This is a genomic window from Maribacter algarum (ex Zhang et al. 2020), from assembly GCF_005885635.1.
GTDB lineage: Bacteria > Bacteroidota > Bacteroidia > Flavobacteriales > Flavobacteriaceae > Maribacter_C > Maribacter_C algarum.
Window position 1 is genome coordinate 190,504 of the sequence record NZ_VATY01000005.1, and the last position, 14,667, is coordinate 205,170.

Annotated in this window: 15 protein-coding genes; 5 read left to right on the plus strand and 10 right to left on the minus strand. The window is 37.9% G+C overall.

The window, feature by feature from the left end:
• Positions 1 to 10: 10 nt before the first annotated feature.
• From FEE95_RS19720 to FEE95_RS19740, 5 genes are read right to left on the minus strand one after another with little or no spacing between them, the layout of a single operon-like run.
• The gene (locus FEE95_RS19720; RefSeq protein ID WP_138659755.1) at positions 11 to 925 is read right to left on the minus strand and encodes an SMP-30/gluconolactonase/LRE family protein; all 915 of its coding nucleotides are present in this window, start codon (positions 923 to 925) and stop codon (positions 11 to 13) included.
• Positions 926 to 946: 21 nt separating this feature from the next.
• Entirely contained in the window at positions 947 to 2,599 is a 1,653-nt protein-coding gene (locus tag FEE95_RS19725; protein WP_138659756.1) for an N-acyl-D-amino-acid deacylase family protein, read from the minus strand.
• Between the two features lie 28 nt (positions 2,600 to 2,627).
• The gene (locus FEE95_RS19730; protein WP_138659757.1) at positions 2,628 to 3,464 is read right to left on the minus strand and encodes a sugar phosphate isomerase/epimerase family protein; all 837 of its coding nucleotides are present in this window, start codon (positions 3,462 to 3,464) and stop codon (positions 2,628 to 2,630) included.
• Between the two features lie 14 nt (positions 3,465 to 3,478).
• Positions 3,479 to 4,504, minus strand: a complete 1,026-nt coding sequence (locus tag FEE95_RS19735) for a DUF3500 domain-containing protein (protein ID WP_212748460.1) — start codon at positions 4,502 to 4,504, stop codon at positions 3,479 to 3,481.
• A gap of 5 nt (positions 4,505 to 4,509) precedes the next feature.
• Entirely contained in the window at positions 4,510 to 5,442 is a 933-nt protein-coding gene (locus FEE95_RS19740) for a TolB family protein (RefSeq protein WP_138659758.1), read from the minus strand.
• Between the two features lie 105 nt (positions 5,443 to 5,547).
• Between FEE95_RS19740 and mazG the strand changes: the two genes are divergently transcribed.
• From mazG to FEE95_RS19765, 5 genes are read left to right on the plus strand one after another with little or no spacing between them, the layout of a single operon-like run.
• The gene (gene mazG / locus FEE95_RS19745) at positions 5,548 to 6,321 is read left to right on the plus strand and encodes a nucleoside triphosphate pyrophosphohydrolase (protein WP_138659759.1); all 774 of its coding nucleotides are present in this window, start codon (positions 5,548 to 5,550) and stop codon (positions 6,319 to 6,321) included.
• Positions 6,322 to 6,343: 22 nt separating this feature from the next.
• On the plus strand, positions 6,344 to 7,714 hold the full coding sequence (locus tag FEE95_RS19750) for an MATE family efflux transporter (protein WP_238474621.1): 1,371 nt from the start codon (positions 6,344 to 6,346) through the stop codon (positions 7,712 to 7,714).
• A gap of 5 nt (positions 7,715 to 7,719) precedes the next feature.
• Positions 7,720 to 7,947 (plus strand): hypothetical protein, encoded by a 228-nt coding sequence (locus FEE95_RS19755; RefSeq protein WP_138659760.1) that lies wholly within the window; start codon positions 7,720 to 7,722, stop codon positions 7,945 to 7,947.
• Between the two features lie 4 nt (positions 7,948 to 7,951).
• Positions 7,952 to 8,521, plus strand: a complete 570-nt coding sequence (locus tag FEE95_RS19760) for a phosphatase PAP2 family protein (RefSeq protein ID WP_138659761.1) — start codon at positions 7,952 to 7,954, stop codon at positions 8,519 to 8,521.
• Positions 8,518 to 10,176 (plus strand): ArnT family glycosyltransferase, encoded by a 1,659-nt coding sequence (locus tag FEE95_RS19765; protein ID WP_138659762.1) that lies wholly within the window; start codon positions 8,518 to 8,520, stop codon positions 10,174 to 10,176. Before FEE95_RS19760 ends, FEE95_RS19765 begins: the two co-directional genes overlap by 4 nt.
• Here FEE95_RS19765 and FEE95_RS19770 read toward each other — a convergent pair.
• The 5 genes from FEE95_RS19770 to FEE95_RS19790 form a co-directional block, all read right to left on the minus strand.
• Entirely contained in the window at positions 10,170 to 11,039 is an 870-nt protein-coding gene (locus FEE95_RS19770) for a lysylphosphatidylglycerol synthase transmembrane domain-containing protein (protein WP_212748461.1), read from the minus strand. The two genes, FEE95_RS19765 and FEE95_RS19770, sit on opposite strands and share 7 nt — an antisense overlap.
• A complete protein-coding gene (locus FEE95_RS19775) occupies positions 11,023 to 11,982 on the minus strand; it encodes a glycosyltransferase family 2 protein (protein ID WP_138659763.1) in 960 nt (319 codons plus the stop codon). Before FEE95_RS19775 ends, FEE95_RS19770 begins: the two co-directional genes overlap by 17 nt.
• Before the next feature lie 33 nt (positions 11,983 to 12,015).
• Positions 12,016 to 13,053 carry a methylmalonyl Co-A mutase-associated GTPase MeaB gene (gene meaB / locus FEE95_RS19780; protein WP_138659764.1) on the minus strand — a complete coding sequence of 346 codons (1,038 nt, stop codon included), beginning with the start codon at positions 13,051 to 13,053 and terminating at the stop codon, positions 12,016 to 12,018.
• A 2-nt stretch (positions 13,054 to 13,055) separates the two neighbouring features.
• Positions 13,056 to 13,625 carry a DUF2911 domain-containing protein gene (locus tag FEE95_RS19785; protein WP_138659765.1) on the minus strand — a complete coding sequence of 190 codons (570 nt, stop codon included), beginning with the start codon at positions 13,623 to 13,625 and terminating at the stop codon, positions 13,056 to 13,058.
• Positions 13,626 to 13,695: 70 nt separating this feature from the next.
• Positions 13,696 to 14,601, minus strand: coding sequence for an aldose epimerase family protein (locus FEE95_RS19790; protein WP_138659766.1), 906 nt, complete (start codon positions 14,599 to 14,601; stop codon positions 13,696 to 13,698).
• Positions 14,602 to 14,667: the final 66 nt, after the last annotated feature.

Genomic DNA, 14,667 nt, shown 5'->3' on the forward strand with positions numbered 1-14,667 from the left:
AACTCTTCACTTATCTAATTCCGTTCACATTCATCTCTAGGGTATATACCGAATCCATGGCCGTGATAAATAAGATATCTTGATTTGGACCACCAAAGGTGACGTTGGCTGTCCATGCTTCCGGAATTTTTATGTGTTCGATTTGTTTACCGTTCGAATTAAAAACCGTAACGCCATTGCCCGTAAGATACACATTGCCCTTATTATCTATGGTCATTCCATCTGAGCCCATTTCACAAAAAACTCTTTTGTTTATTAGGCTTCCATCCGCTTGTATGGAATAAGAATATGTTTTCTTGTCCGAACTAGAACCCGGGTACCCAATATCAGCAACATAAAGGGTTTTTCCATCCGGAATACCAATAATGCCATTGGGTTGGGAATAATTTTCTGCCGCAATGCTTATTTCCTCATTATCAGGACTAAGATAGTACACACGTTTTGGGATGGTATCTTGAGTACGATTCCAATACGGCCTTTTGTAATGGGGGTCTGTCAGGTAAATACCTCCCTTAGTATCAATCCAAAGATCATTTGGACCATTAAGTTTCTTATTTTCAAAATCTTTAACAAGTACGGTAATATTCTTTTCAACATCAATACGCCAAATCTCATTTTTTTCATCAGCACAAGCTATGAGATTTCCATCAAGGTCAAAATAGAGTCCGTTGGAACGACCGCTAGGTTTCATCCAATCAGAAACGGAATTGTCACTTGCATCCCATTTAACGATTCTATCATTGGGTTGGTCTGTAAAATAAACATCACCATTTTTATCAACCGCAGGGCCTTCCGTAAAATCATAACCATCGGCTACCAGAGTTAATTCAGCGCCTTCTTTAATAATGCTTGTAGTCTGTGCTTTGCAACTACTGAGTGTTATAAGTAAAGCAAAAACAAATAGGGTTTTGTTCTGTGATTTCATTATTCATATGGTTTAATAAATTCATTTTACTTTCCATCCGGGCCCTCGAACCACACGGCCTGGAAAAGAACCTGTATGTTCGCCGTCTTTTAGGACTACTGTACCGTTGACTAAAACATGCTGCATTCCTGTAGCATATTGATGTGGCTTTTCAAAAGTAGCATTGTCCTTGATTTTAGCGGAGTCAAATACCGTAATATCGGCATAAAAACCTTCTTTTAGTGCCCCTCGTTTTTTAAGCTTCAAATTTGTAGCTGGGAGCGTTGTCAATTTATAAACAGCATCTTCCAAGCTAACCACCTTCTCCTCACGTACATATTTACCCAATAACCGCGCAAACGAGCCATAGGCTCTGGGGTGTGTGCTTTGTTCTAAAAACACACCTTCATTCGTATAAGAACCAGAATCAGAGCAAATGGACATGTAGGGGAGCGCCAATTTCTTTTTGATATTTTCTTCGGACATGGAGAAATAAACCACCTGTATTCTGCTATTATCCTCATAAATCAAATCAACAATGGCCTCTTCAGGGGATATATTTCTTTCTTTTGCAACAGCAGCCAGTGTTTTGCCAATATTGGTTCGCATTTCCTTATTTCGGAAACCTACTAAAAGGATATTCTCAGGAGGCACATGAAAATCTACTTCGGCCATCATCTTTTTGCGCTTGTCTTTTTGTTCAATGAGTTTCATCGTCGCTCCATGGCCACCTTCTTTTGCCCAAGCGGGAAGCAATATATTCAATCCTGTAGAACTCGCATTATACATATACATATCAGTAGTTACTTCCAAACCTTTTTTGCGGGCCTTCTCAACCAGTGTTATAGCGGAATCCAACAAGTGCCAATTGGCATTTCCGGAAGCTTTGAAATGATAGATTTCTGATGTGATATCAGCTTCTTCGGCAATAGTAATCAATTCTTGAACAGCATCTAGTAGGAATCCTTCTTCATCACGGATATGGGAAATGTACATTCCGTCATACTCAGAAACTACTTTGGCCAATTCAATTATTTCATCTGTTTTTGCATGCCCACTAGGAACGTAAATTAATGAAGTTGATATGCCCATCGCACCTTCTTCCATTGCTTCCCGGGTCAACCTTTTCATCGTTTCCATTTCATAGGGGGTAGGAGGTCGATTCTCATAACCAATAGTATTCTTGCGTAAAGTGGCGTTTCCAATAAAGGAAGCGATGTTAGTAGAAACCCCTTTGTTTTCGAGATATTCAAGATATTCACCTAAAGTAGTCCATGGAATATCATATTTGATGGTGGATTGTCCTTCCTTCATTTCCTTTTTCATCGATTCACTCAATGGTCCCATTGAATTTCCTTCGCCTAAAACTTCAAGTGTAACGCCTTGTCGAATATCACCTTGTGACCGACCATCTTCAATTAAAGATTCATTGGCCCAACTTAGCATATTGATAAATCCGGGGGCAACTGTGAGTCCGGTGGCGTCGATTTCTTGTTTACCAATAGCATGCTGAATATCTCCAACTGCTACAATAGTATCCCCGTTGATTGCGATATTACCGGAATATCCAGGTTTACCTGAACCATCTACAATTTGTCCGTTTTTTATTAAAATGTCATAAGTGGTTACTTCTGGAGAACAAGCTACGGATAATATAAGGCATACTATCCCAAGTATTCGAATCAAATTCTTCATAAGGATTTTATTTTCAGTTGGTTGATGATTAGAGATTTCCTAAAAACTCCATATTGTGTTTCATGCTTTCTAGCGGCGTACTGGCATACTCTTCTTGTTCGATAAAAATATGTTTTACTCCTGATTCTTTTTGATTTGCCATCATAGTTGGAATGTCGAGGCTACCTTTCCCAAATTCCGTGCTTTCCATTTTGGTCATGTTCATATCCTTCAAATGCCAAAGCGGAAAACGACCAGGATACTTTTTGAAATAATCCAACGGGTCTTTTCCGCCAACGATTACCCAGCCCAAATCCAATTCCATATGGACCAAATCTGGCTCAGTATGATCCATTAAGACATCGTATAAAACTTCGTCATTTTCAGCTTCGAATTCGTATTCATGATTGTGATAGCCGAACTTTAAACCTTGTTTTTTACAAGATTCACCGGCTTTATTGAAAGCATCAGCTACTTTTTTGTAGTTATCTACCGTTTGCCCTTTGCTAGGCATTGAAGAACAGATTAGATACTCTTGACCTGAAGCGACTGCCTCTTCCATGGTTTTATCAAAACTGTCGTCTAGTGCAACATGACCACTGGTAAGTTTCATTCCTAAGGCATCACATGTATCTTTCATTTCCTTTGGGGAGAGTCCATAGTAATGGCCTTCGCGACTTCTTGCCGATTCTATTTTTTTCAATCCGATGGAAGCTATTTTTTCCAGAGTTCCTTTTGCATCATTGGCCATTTCATCTCGGAATGAATAAAGCTGCACCCCATATTGCTGCGATTCCAAGTAATTAGCAAAAGCGCAGGAAGGTAATAGGATAGTTCCCGCAGTAAATAATCCTGATTTAAATAAAAACTCACGTCTGGTATTCATAAATAAAACTGGTATTAGTTGTGGTGCCTTTTGTAATGTTCTCTAAGTATATCTTCTCCGTAGTCATTTGTCAAATCCCGAACCACCGCATGAGCGTGATTTGCGTTGTTTTGTGTATTGTCATATTCAATGAGCAGTGTAGGACCTTGAATTCTGTAATAATGTCCAGTACCTGGTTGAAGACTCCCCGCCCACGCGAAGGTCAGGTTATCGATTCCGGAGTCCTTTATCTTTTCCCAAAAACTGGATTCAAAATGAGGCTCAAAGGTTGACAGATAAACATTCAATAATTGGAGCAGTACCTCTTTCTGGTCTTCTGATAAGGCCGTATAAGAAATACCCTCGGGATATAATTTCTCTACCTTTCGGTGGTTTGCTGAGCTAACATCTAAGGGTGCTTCTTCTGTAAATCGTGTCACCTTCAATTGTGTTTCATTCATTGAATTAATAAGTTGAAAACCTAATTCTGCCTCCTTCTTTAAAACCTCTTTTTCTTCTTGATTAGTAGTTTTTATAATACCTGGGTTAGTACCAAAGAAAGATGGTGTTGAAGCGCTGATTTTTCCTTCTGCGGATGTAAAGTTCAATGAAATGTGATGTCCTTCAAATCGCCAGCCCCATGGCGCTTTTGAGGCGGGGTCACCGAAAATGCAGAAATGATAATTCAAAGGATCTCTTCTTGGTCGACCATCTGGCATTTTATCATTATCGTCGTTTTCAATAATGCGAAGGACTTTTTCAAGAGCTATAATTTCTTGTGTTTTTCTATAACCTTCTTTGCCTAATGAAGACTGCAGTAAATCCAATGCTGCTGCTTTTTGTTTTTCATCGAAATCATGAAACGTCGGCCCCTTTCTAGGAATGGGCACGTAATTCATGTTGAAACGCTCTTCGTCTTCCAGTTCAAAAAGTACTTTTTCCTTTATTTCATCTGATAAGAGATTTAGAAAAGTAGTTGCTTTTTCAGAAAGGTTTTGGGCCGTCATGTGAAAGGTCAACCCACATAAAATTAGGCACAGAAGTATTTTTTTATATTTCATTTCTTTTATTTAAACTGATAACTAACAAAAGCAATTTGTTGACTATCCGGCGACCACGACGGTACATTAATAGTTCCTTGCCCGCCAAATAGTTTAGCTATTGTTATAACCTCTTTTGTTTCTAAATGCATCAAACGAAGCATCACATTTTTATTGGCAGGGTGTTGCCCTGAAGGGACATCTGTGCCGAAAGTGACGTAAACAATAAATTTTCCATCAGGGGAAGGATGTGGAAACCAATCGTTTAGTTCATCGTTGGTAACTTGTTCTTGTTCGGTACCATCTGTTTTCATACGCCAAACCTGCATGGTTCCCGTTCTCTCGGAATTAAAATAGATATACTTCCCGTCGGGAGAATAATCTGGGCCGTCATCCAAACCATCTGAAGATGTCAAACGTTTTTCTTCACCGCCTTTTAGTGGAATTGAATAAATGTCATAGTTGCCATTTCGTTCCGCACAATAGGCCAAAGTTTTTCCGTCAGGTGACCAACCGTGCCAGTAGGACGGACCAACCGGTGTGATTTGTTTTGGTTCACCCCCTTTAATAGGTAGTGAATAAATTAATGATTTTCCGGTCTCTGTCTGATCGCTAATTACCATTTGAGTACCATCTGGTGAAATACCATGGTCGTTATTAATTCTTGTAAGAGAACCCGTGGGAATCAATTCTGGTTTCCCACCTTCAACGGGAATTTTATATAACAATCCTTTACTATTATAAATCAATGTCTTTCCGTCGGGAGTCCAATTTGGTGCTTCAAAATGAATATTATTCTGGTAAATTACTCTTCGTTCTAGAGAAGCTATGGAGATTATTTCCAAGGTACTTTCTATCACCTTTTCAGAATCTGTGTTTTGAGCCTGGCAAATATTTCCCAGAGAGATTATCCCTAGAAATAGAAAACTATTAAAACCTATTTTAGAAAGGAGAGACATTTGGTGTGCTGTTCATTTTCAATCTTTTAAAGATAACCAAAAATACACTTCCGAAAGGGTGAAGGAAAACCATTGTGATTTGTACTTTTACCGAAAGCAATTTCGATGAATTCAAGAGAAACCCAATTAGCCGCTTTTGACCGCTTACTCACTATAAAGGATGAACTTCGGGAGCAATGTCCGTGGGATAAGAAGCAAACTATGCAAACCCTTAGACACCTGACCATTGAAGAGACTTATGAATTGGGAGACGCCATTTTAGACAATGATTTAGAGGAAGTCAAGAAAGAGCTAGGCGATATTCTTTTACATATTATTTTCTATGCCAAAATAGGAAGTGAAACTAAAGACTTTGATATTGCCGATGTATGCACAAGTATTAGTGAAAAATTGATTAATCGACACCCTCATATTTATGGAGATGTGACGGTGGAAGATGAAAAGGATGTAAAGCGAAATTGGGAGAATTTAAAGCTTAAAGAAGGAAAGAAAAGTGTTTTAGAAGGAGTACCAAATGGATTACCGTCCCTGGTAAAAGCCAACCGCATTCAAGATAAAGTTTCTGGAGTTGGTTTTGATTGGGAAAAACCTGAACAAGTTTGGGAAAAAGTTCAGGAAGAACTGGCAGAGTTTCAATATGAAGTAAAAAAGCAAGATACTGAGAAGATGGAGGAGGAGTTTGGTGACGTTCTTTTTTCAATGGTGAATTATGCCAGATTCTTAGATATAAGTCCCGAAAATGCTTTGGAACGCACAAACAAAAAATTTATAAAAAGGTTTCAATATTTGGAGAATAAGGCCAAAGGATTAGGTAAATCTTTAAAAGAAATGACTTTAGAGGAGATGGATGTTTTCTGGGAAGAAGCTAAAAAAGTTTGAAATTGAAATACCGACTGAGTAAGTGCTAAAAAACTATACCAAAGAGTTTACCTATAACATTAAGTTGTCAGTACCTGTAATCATGGGTCTTTTGGGTCATACTGTGGTGCAACTGGCTGATAATATTATGGTGGGCCAATTGGGTACGGCTGAACTTGCTGCGGTATCCTTGGGGAACAGTTTTGTATTTATCGCCATGTCTTTGGGTATAGGATTTTCAACAGCTATCACCCCCTTAGTTGCCGAAGCGGATGGTGCAGGCAATAAGGCAGATGGCAAAAGTGCACTAAAGCACGGACTTGTTTTATGCGCAGTTTTAGGTGTCTCTCTGTTTGGCTTGATTCTCTTAGCAAAGCCTTTAATGCATATGATGGACCAACCTCCTGAAGTGGTTGAACTGGCAATGCCGTATTTAGATTTGGTTGCCTTTTCACTAATTCCTTTGGTAATCTTTCAGGCATTTAAACAATTTTCTGATGGACTGTCACAAACAAGATATCCCATGTATGCTACGGTCGTTGCCAATGTGGTAAATATTATCTTGAATTATCTATTGATTTTTGGCTCTTTCGGATTTCCTAAAATGGGAATTGTTGGTGCGGCCATAGGTACTTTGGTTGCTCGAATATTAATGGTGCTTTATATCTGGTATTTGTTGAAGAGTAAGAAGAAGTTCCATGACTATGTTACCGGTTTTAATTTTCGTGATCTCGAAAAGAAGGTGATGAACAAGATTATTAGTTTGGGTTTCCCATCGGCCTTACAAATGTTTTTTGAAGTGGCCATTTTTACCGCAGCCATTTGGCTAAGCGGAGTTCTAGGCAAGAATGCTCAAGCAGCCAATCAAATTGCCCTTAATCTGAGCAGCATGACCTTTATGTTCAGTATGGGCTTAGGAGTAGTCGCAATGATACGCGTTGGAAATCAGAAGGGGCTTCAGAATTTCAAGGAGTTAAGACGGATAGCGCAATCTATTTTCTTGCTAACCTTTTTTGTTACAATTGTTTTTGCTACGCTCTTTTTATGGGGTAGAAATTGGTTTCCGACCTTGTATTTGGATTTAGACTCGGCTTTGAACCTATCTGATAATACTGAGGTGGTTTTCCTTGCTGCACAGCTTCTTCTGGTTTCAGCCTTTTTTCAAATTTCGGACGGTATACAAGTAGTTGTTTTAGGTGCTCTAAGGGGATTACAAGATGTAAAGATTCCTACTTTTATAACATTTATTGCGTATTGGCTCGTCGGATTTCCTATCTGTTACTACCTAGGATTGCATACAGAATTGGGAAGTGCAGGTATCTGGATTGGACTTTTAGCAGGTCTTACAGCATCGGCCATTATGTTGTATATTCGATTTAATTATCTCACGAAAAAGTTAATAGTTCAAAGTTGATTACCATGGAATTCCCGAAATTTTTATTAGGTGATAATACTGATTATCCATCTGCCATATTTATTGTTCATACAGAGTACCCTAGATTTATCATTAATCTTGAAGATGATGAGGTACAATGGTTTGAAGAATTCACCACTGACGATGAAAAAGAGCTTGAAAACGAAACTGAAAGTTTAATAAAACAAGCAACGGCTTTTTACGATAGAGAAGTTTCTAGATACGAAGACTAGTTCTATGCTAGAGGAAATCCTTAAATATGACAAAGAAGTTTTCTTGTTACTCAATAATTTGGGAACCGAAACTTGGGATGGTTTGTGGATGTTCATTACCAATAAATACAGTTCAATTCCAATATATCTACTCCTCATATTTCTTTCATACAAACAGTTTGGATTGAAAAAGACGGGATTACTCGTTGTAACCGCTATTTTAATGATTACCGTAACCAATGGCTTAGCTGATTTTTTTAAATATGGAGTTCAGCGCTTACGTCCGTGTTTTGATATAGATGTTAATGAATTGGCTCGATTGGTAAAAGATAACTGCGGAGGTAAGTTTGGCTATTTTTCGGCCCATGCTGGTAATACAATGGCAGTGGCCGTTTTCTTTTCAATAATATTGAAAGGTAAATTTCGTCATATAGGAATTTTCCTGTTAGTTTGGGCCGTTTTCGTAGCCTATAGTAGGATATATATTGGAGTGCATTTTCCCTTAGACGTATTTTCGGGAATGGTAATAGGTCTCTTTTTTGGCTGGTTATTTGCAAAGTTGTTTATATTTGCTCTCCCCAAAATCCGTCTATGATATCTAACACTAGGTATTGGTTTTTGTTGTTTCTGACCATTTTTGTGTACATCTCAGGAATGTTCGTGAAACTCTTTGAGAATGATTCTGCACAGTTTGCCGTGATGGCCATGCGTATGGTTCAGGAGAATGACTTCTTGAGCCTTTTTAAGGGTCCAGAAGAATACCTCGACAAGCCACATATGCATTATTGGCTTGCCGCACTTTCCTACAAAATTTTTGGTATACACGCTTGGGCATATCGCATTCCCGGAATACTAGCCACTCTTTTAGGGGCCTATAGCTGCTTCGGTTTAGGCAAACTCTTATACAATACGGAAACGGGTAAGTTAGCTGCTATTGTCTTTATGACAGCACAAACCATAGTTCTAGCTACCATAGATGTTCGGACAGATGCTGTGCTCACCGGTTTTACCATTTTTGCCATTTGGCAATTAACGGGATATATTGAAAGTAAGTCCTTAAAAAATATTGTTCTAGGGGCTTTTGGGGCTGGTATAGCATTTTCCACAAAAGGTCAGATAGCTCTTTTAGTAATAGGTTTTCCATTACTCTGTCATTTGGCGTATACTAGAAAATGGAGACGTTTTTTGAGTTGGAAAGTTGTTATTGCTCTAGTGATTTTTGCAATTGCCATCGCGCCTATGCTCTATGCCTATTACCATCAGTTTGATTTACATCCTGAAAAAATCATACGGGGTAGAAGTAATCGAAGCGGCATCTTTTTTATTTTCTGGGAACAGAGTTTTGAACGCATGAGCGGAACAGGCATGGGAAAGAACAGCAGTGATTACTTTTTCTTTTTCCACACATTTCTTTGGGTGTTCTTACCTTGGACGATTTTAGGAATCTGTGCATATCTCTGCAGATTGAAAACGCTTATCAATCTAAAATTCAAGTATAACCCTAAGTATGAATTTTTGACGTTCGGAGGGATTACCCTGATTTTTATTATCATCAGTTTTGCCCAGTTCAAATTGCCTCATTATTTGAACATTACGATTCCATTGTTCTCTGTACTGACGGCCTCTTACTTGTATAGCCTTTATAAATATACTAAGCGAAAAACGATAAAGGTACTTCTGGGAGTTCAATATTTTGTTCTCAGCTTGGTTTTTATCGCCTCTGTATTGATATGTTTTTACGTATTCAAATTTGAAAGTAACTATGCCTATATTTTAATGGGGAGCGCTTTCGCCGTAATAATTTATTACTCCTTGAAGCGTGAAGAGTATTATTTACGTATTATTACGATTTCGGTATGTAGCTCATTATTATTGAATGCCGTTTTAAATACTCATTTCTATCCATCATTACTGGAATACCAAGCCGGTTCTTCAATGGCAGAAACTGTGGCTGAAAACAACATTCCTGTTGATAATATTTATAAGGTATCCACACATCATACTTGGGCTCTGGATTTTTACAATAAAAAACCCGTAAAGATTACTACTATAAGTGGGTTGAGCGATAAAAAGAATGTCTGGGTTTATGTCGATGATTTGCAATTGAAAGAACTTCAAAATATGGGTTTCGATTGGGATAGACAGTTTAGCGAAGACCAGTTTAGAATTACAAGATTACAAGCCAAGTTTTTAGATCCTGCTACAAGAAAGAAGGTCTTGAATAAACGGCATTTGATTCATATTTATTGATGGACCTCCAGCTCAGGTTTTCCTACTGCGTAGTATACCCCAAGTAGAGATACCACTGCCGTAATTAAAAAGAATAGCATGCTAACAGCTACAGAAGTACTCTCATTTAATCCAAGAAGCGCTGCACCATAGAAGAATGTAAGTTCTCGACTTCCTATTCCGCCTATAGTTAAAGGAATTACGGATACTATAGATGAAATTAAGAAAATGACCAGGTAAGCTACGATACTCGTTTCGACTCCTAGGGATATCAATATGAAATACACACAAATCAATTGCGATAGTTGAACCAAAGCCGAATAACCGAACGATTTCCAAAAAACTGATAGGACGTATCCTAAGAATTTTTTATTTAAAAAATAAAAAACCACGACACTCAAGGGAATTGCGAGCCCTATTAGAATTTTAAAATTTTCGAGTTGACTGTTATTGAGGAACAATGCCAATCCACAAGCATAAATGAACAGTAAATGAAGACCACTTAACCGATCCAAAACCAAAACGGAAACTACTTTTTTCGTTTCTATCTCAAATTTTTTTTTGATAACATAGCCTTTGTAGGCATCACCACCAATTCCCCCAGGCAGAAAGAGGTTGTAAAACATTCCCAATAGATATAGTTTCAAATTGCTTTTATGTGTCAAGAAAATTCTCAACTCATGAAAGTAGCTATTTAGGCGAAAAGCTGCTATTACTTTAGAAATGATGAAAATTGCTAGCGCGAAGATTAAATAAAAAGGATTCGACTTTTTGACAGTTTCAAAAATCTCGGCAACATTAAGTTTGGTAAAAATGAAATAGATAAGCGCTGCACTTATAAGAATCTTTAATGTAGTTATACCTTTCTTACGCAGATTCGCCACCTACAGTGATTTTTTTGATTCTATAGGGTCGTTTCTGCTGTGATTCATAGTAGGTTCGAATCAAAAGTTCCATAACGATACCTATTGTAAATAATTGAATACCGGCTAGAATGAACATCAAACCGAAAATAAGTAATGGTCTGGTTCCGATATCTTCGCCAAAACCGAATTTTACGATTAAAAGATAAATGTTGATTAGTCCGCCTAAAATTATTAGTAAGACTCCAAAAATACCAAAAAGGTGAATGGGTCGTTGAAAATACTTCCGTATGAAAAGCAGAAGCATCATATCTGCAACTACTTTAAATACACGCTCTAATCCGTATTTTGAAACACCTGCATGTCTTGCGTGGTGTTTTACGGGAACTTGTTTTATCTGAGCGCCTTCGAGATGCGCAAGCAAGGTAATAAAGCGATGCATTTCGCCGTAAAGATTCAATTCTTTGGCAATATCTTTGGTAAATACCTTGAGCGCACAGCCATTGTCCTTAATATCCAATTTAGTTACTCTTCTTACCAAGAAGTTGGCAATTTTAGAAGGAATTTTTTTGACTAAAGAGTCCTTACGTTTCCGACGGATTCCTGTCACGACATCATACTCCTCTTGCACAGCATAGCCCAGCATTTCAGGAATATCACTAGGGTCGTTTTGTAAATCACCATCCATAGTAATAATGTACTCTCCTTTGGCATGATCTATACCAGCGGCAAGGGCTAAACTTTGTCCGTAGTTCTTTTTAAGTTCAATCAAATGGACCTTACTATCACTCATTGCCTTGACAACTTTTCTGGTATTATCAGTAGAAAAATCATCCACATAAATGATTTCATAGTTATACCCTTGCAGACTCTCATGAATTTTCTCGGTTAAGAGAACTGCATTGTCTTGCTCGTTATAAAAAGGAACTACTATTGAAAGTAAAGAATCGGTAATTACATTCATTGACTAGGTGTTGCTGGCGCAAATTTAGGGATTTCATTTATGATGTGCCCGTAGTAGTTTTTCTGCGGCACGAAATGGGGAAATCCTATTGTTTATAACATCCTCTATTAACTTCTCAAGCGCTTTAGCCACCTTTTTATCTTGATAAAATTGTTGCTTGAGTTGGTCATCAAGTGTCTGTAGTAACCAATTTTTGTTTTGTTTTTGCCGTTTGGAGTTAAAAAAGTTTGAAGCTTTGTTTTCTAAGATATAATTTAGAATCATTTCCCAGATTTTATCAAGTCCTGTATTTTCAATTGAAGAACAGCTTAACACTTTAGGTGTCCATCCATTTACTTTTGGCGGATATAAATGTAAGGCTCTAGAAAACTCAATAGATGCATTTCGGGCGCGTTTTACATTATCACCATCTGCTTTATTGATAACTATAGCATCGGCCATTTCTATGATTCCCCTTTTGATTCCCTGTAGCTCATCTCCAGCTCCTGGCAGTTTCAACAACAAAAAGAAATCTACCATGCTATGTACGGCAGTTTCGCTTTGACCCACACCTACGGTTTCCACAAGAATAACATCATAACCAGCAGCTTCACAAAGAATAATGGTTTCTCGCGTTTTACGGGTGACACCGCCTAATGATATTCCCGAAGGAGAGGGGCGAATAAACGCCTTTTCATCTTTTACCAATTCTTGCATTCTAGTCTTGTCCCCTAAAATACTTCCTTTGGTCTCTGTACTTGTAGGATCTACGGCCAGAACCGCTACTTTTTTTCCTAAGGACGTCAATTGTTTACCGAAAGATTCAATAAAGGTACTTTTACCAACTCCTGGTACTCCGGTAATGCCGATTCGAATGCTATCTGTTTTTTTTGCTAAGCAGTTTTCAATGATTGCATTTGCCTTTTCAAGATTTTCTTGCTTGGTACTTTCAACTAAAGTAATAGCACGGGCCAGAGCGGTTTTATCACTTTTGAGAATACCCAAAGTCAATTCGTCAACTGTGGGAATAAGCTTCCTACTATCTTGAATTTTAGAAATTCGGGATGAAGTAATATTTTTTTGAGTCGCCAACCTTATCTTTTAATAGGAACTTGAACAATTGTTTCATCCCAAGATAAAGAAAGATTTACTGGGTTTCCGTGATCAAAAGAAATCGTAAAATTTTCACGCTCAGCCGAAAGAGAATTTGAAGGAACTTCAACCTGTAAAACATCCAAATCGGGGTCTCTCGTTGTTTCTTTACCTCCACTTAAAAGTGTCACTCCCCATTCAGGAACTTCACTATTGAATATGATAGACCAACTATTTTTCCCTGGGATGGTCCATAGGGCATAAGTACCTGCGGCCAAATCCTTATCTATAATTTTAATTGGAGTTTTGGTAGTAAATGTGGTAGGCTCATTTGCTCCAGTTCGCCAAACCTCATTATAAGGAACCAACTCTCCGAAAATTACCCTACCTTTTTTAAACGGGCTTGAATATGCAACAGTCAAATCCATGCCGTTTTCAATATAGGTAGCCACTTTTTGGGGACTTATTTTTTTAGTTTCGCCCTGTAAATAAGGCCAAGCGATAAATTTGAATATCAAAAACAAGGCACTAAATGTAATCAGCAGGCCAATGAGCCATTTTTTTAGTTTCATGTCTATATGTATTGGGTTAGTCTAAGTTACTAAATCAGTAGGTATTTCAGCAATTTTGAGCAGCGTCTATTTATAATAGGTCAAAAACAAATTTAGATTCATTCTTGTAGATTTCACCAGGACGAAGTCTACTGCTCGGAAAGTTTTTATGGTTTGGTGCATCAGGATAGTTTTGGGTTTCAAAACATATCGCTGGAAATTCAGGAGGCGTGTAGCAGACTAAGGCCGGTTGATTTGTGCTTACTTCCATCGAAATAGCTGTTTTATCTGAGGAAACTTTTCCCGCCACTTTTGATTTGGAGTCAATTACGAAAGGTGTATCTAATCGAGTACTTCCAATTTTCTTTTCATTCAGAAAATCGAAAGAAGTTCCATTGACAGGAATTAATGCACCTGTGGGCAATAGATTTGCATAGGTCTCTACCATTCGCGAGCAATTCAATTGGAGGTTATAGTCATCTATTTGACTGGTGCCATCTAATCGAAAATAGGAATGGTTGGTCAGATTGATTACCGTCGTAAGGTCGGTGCTTGCCTCATGGATAATATGTAGGTGATTGTTGATTAGTTTATAAGTGACATATACTTTCAAATTACCAGGGTAACCCTCTTCTAAATGCTTACTATGATAGGAAAGCTTCACAAAAGGTTGGCGCCCCTGATGCACTTCTTCGATAGTCCAGTATTTTAGACCGAAACCTTTTTTTCCGCCATGAAGATGTACACCATCTTTTTGGTGCAAATCATAGGTTTCACGTTCTAGTTCAAATTTTCCATTTGAGATACGACCGGCATACCTTCCAATACAGGCACCTAAAAATTTATTATCCTCTAAATATTTTTCAGGAGAGTTAAAACCAACAACAACGTTGACCGATTCTCCATTTTTATCTTTTACCAGTAGCTTTTGAATAATTGCTCCGTAATCAAGCACGATTAGTGTTATAAAGGGTGTGCTGATGGTAACTTGCTTCATATAATTTTAATAATTATTTGGGGATGGATTTTGAATCAAATACGTAAGTTTCGCTTAAATCGATGT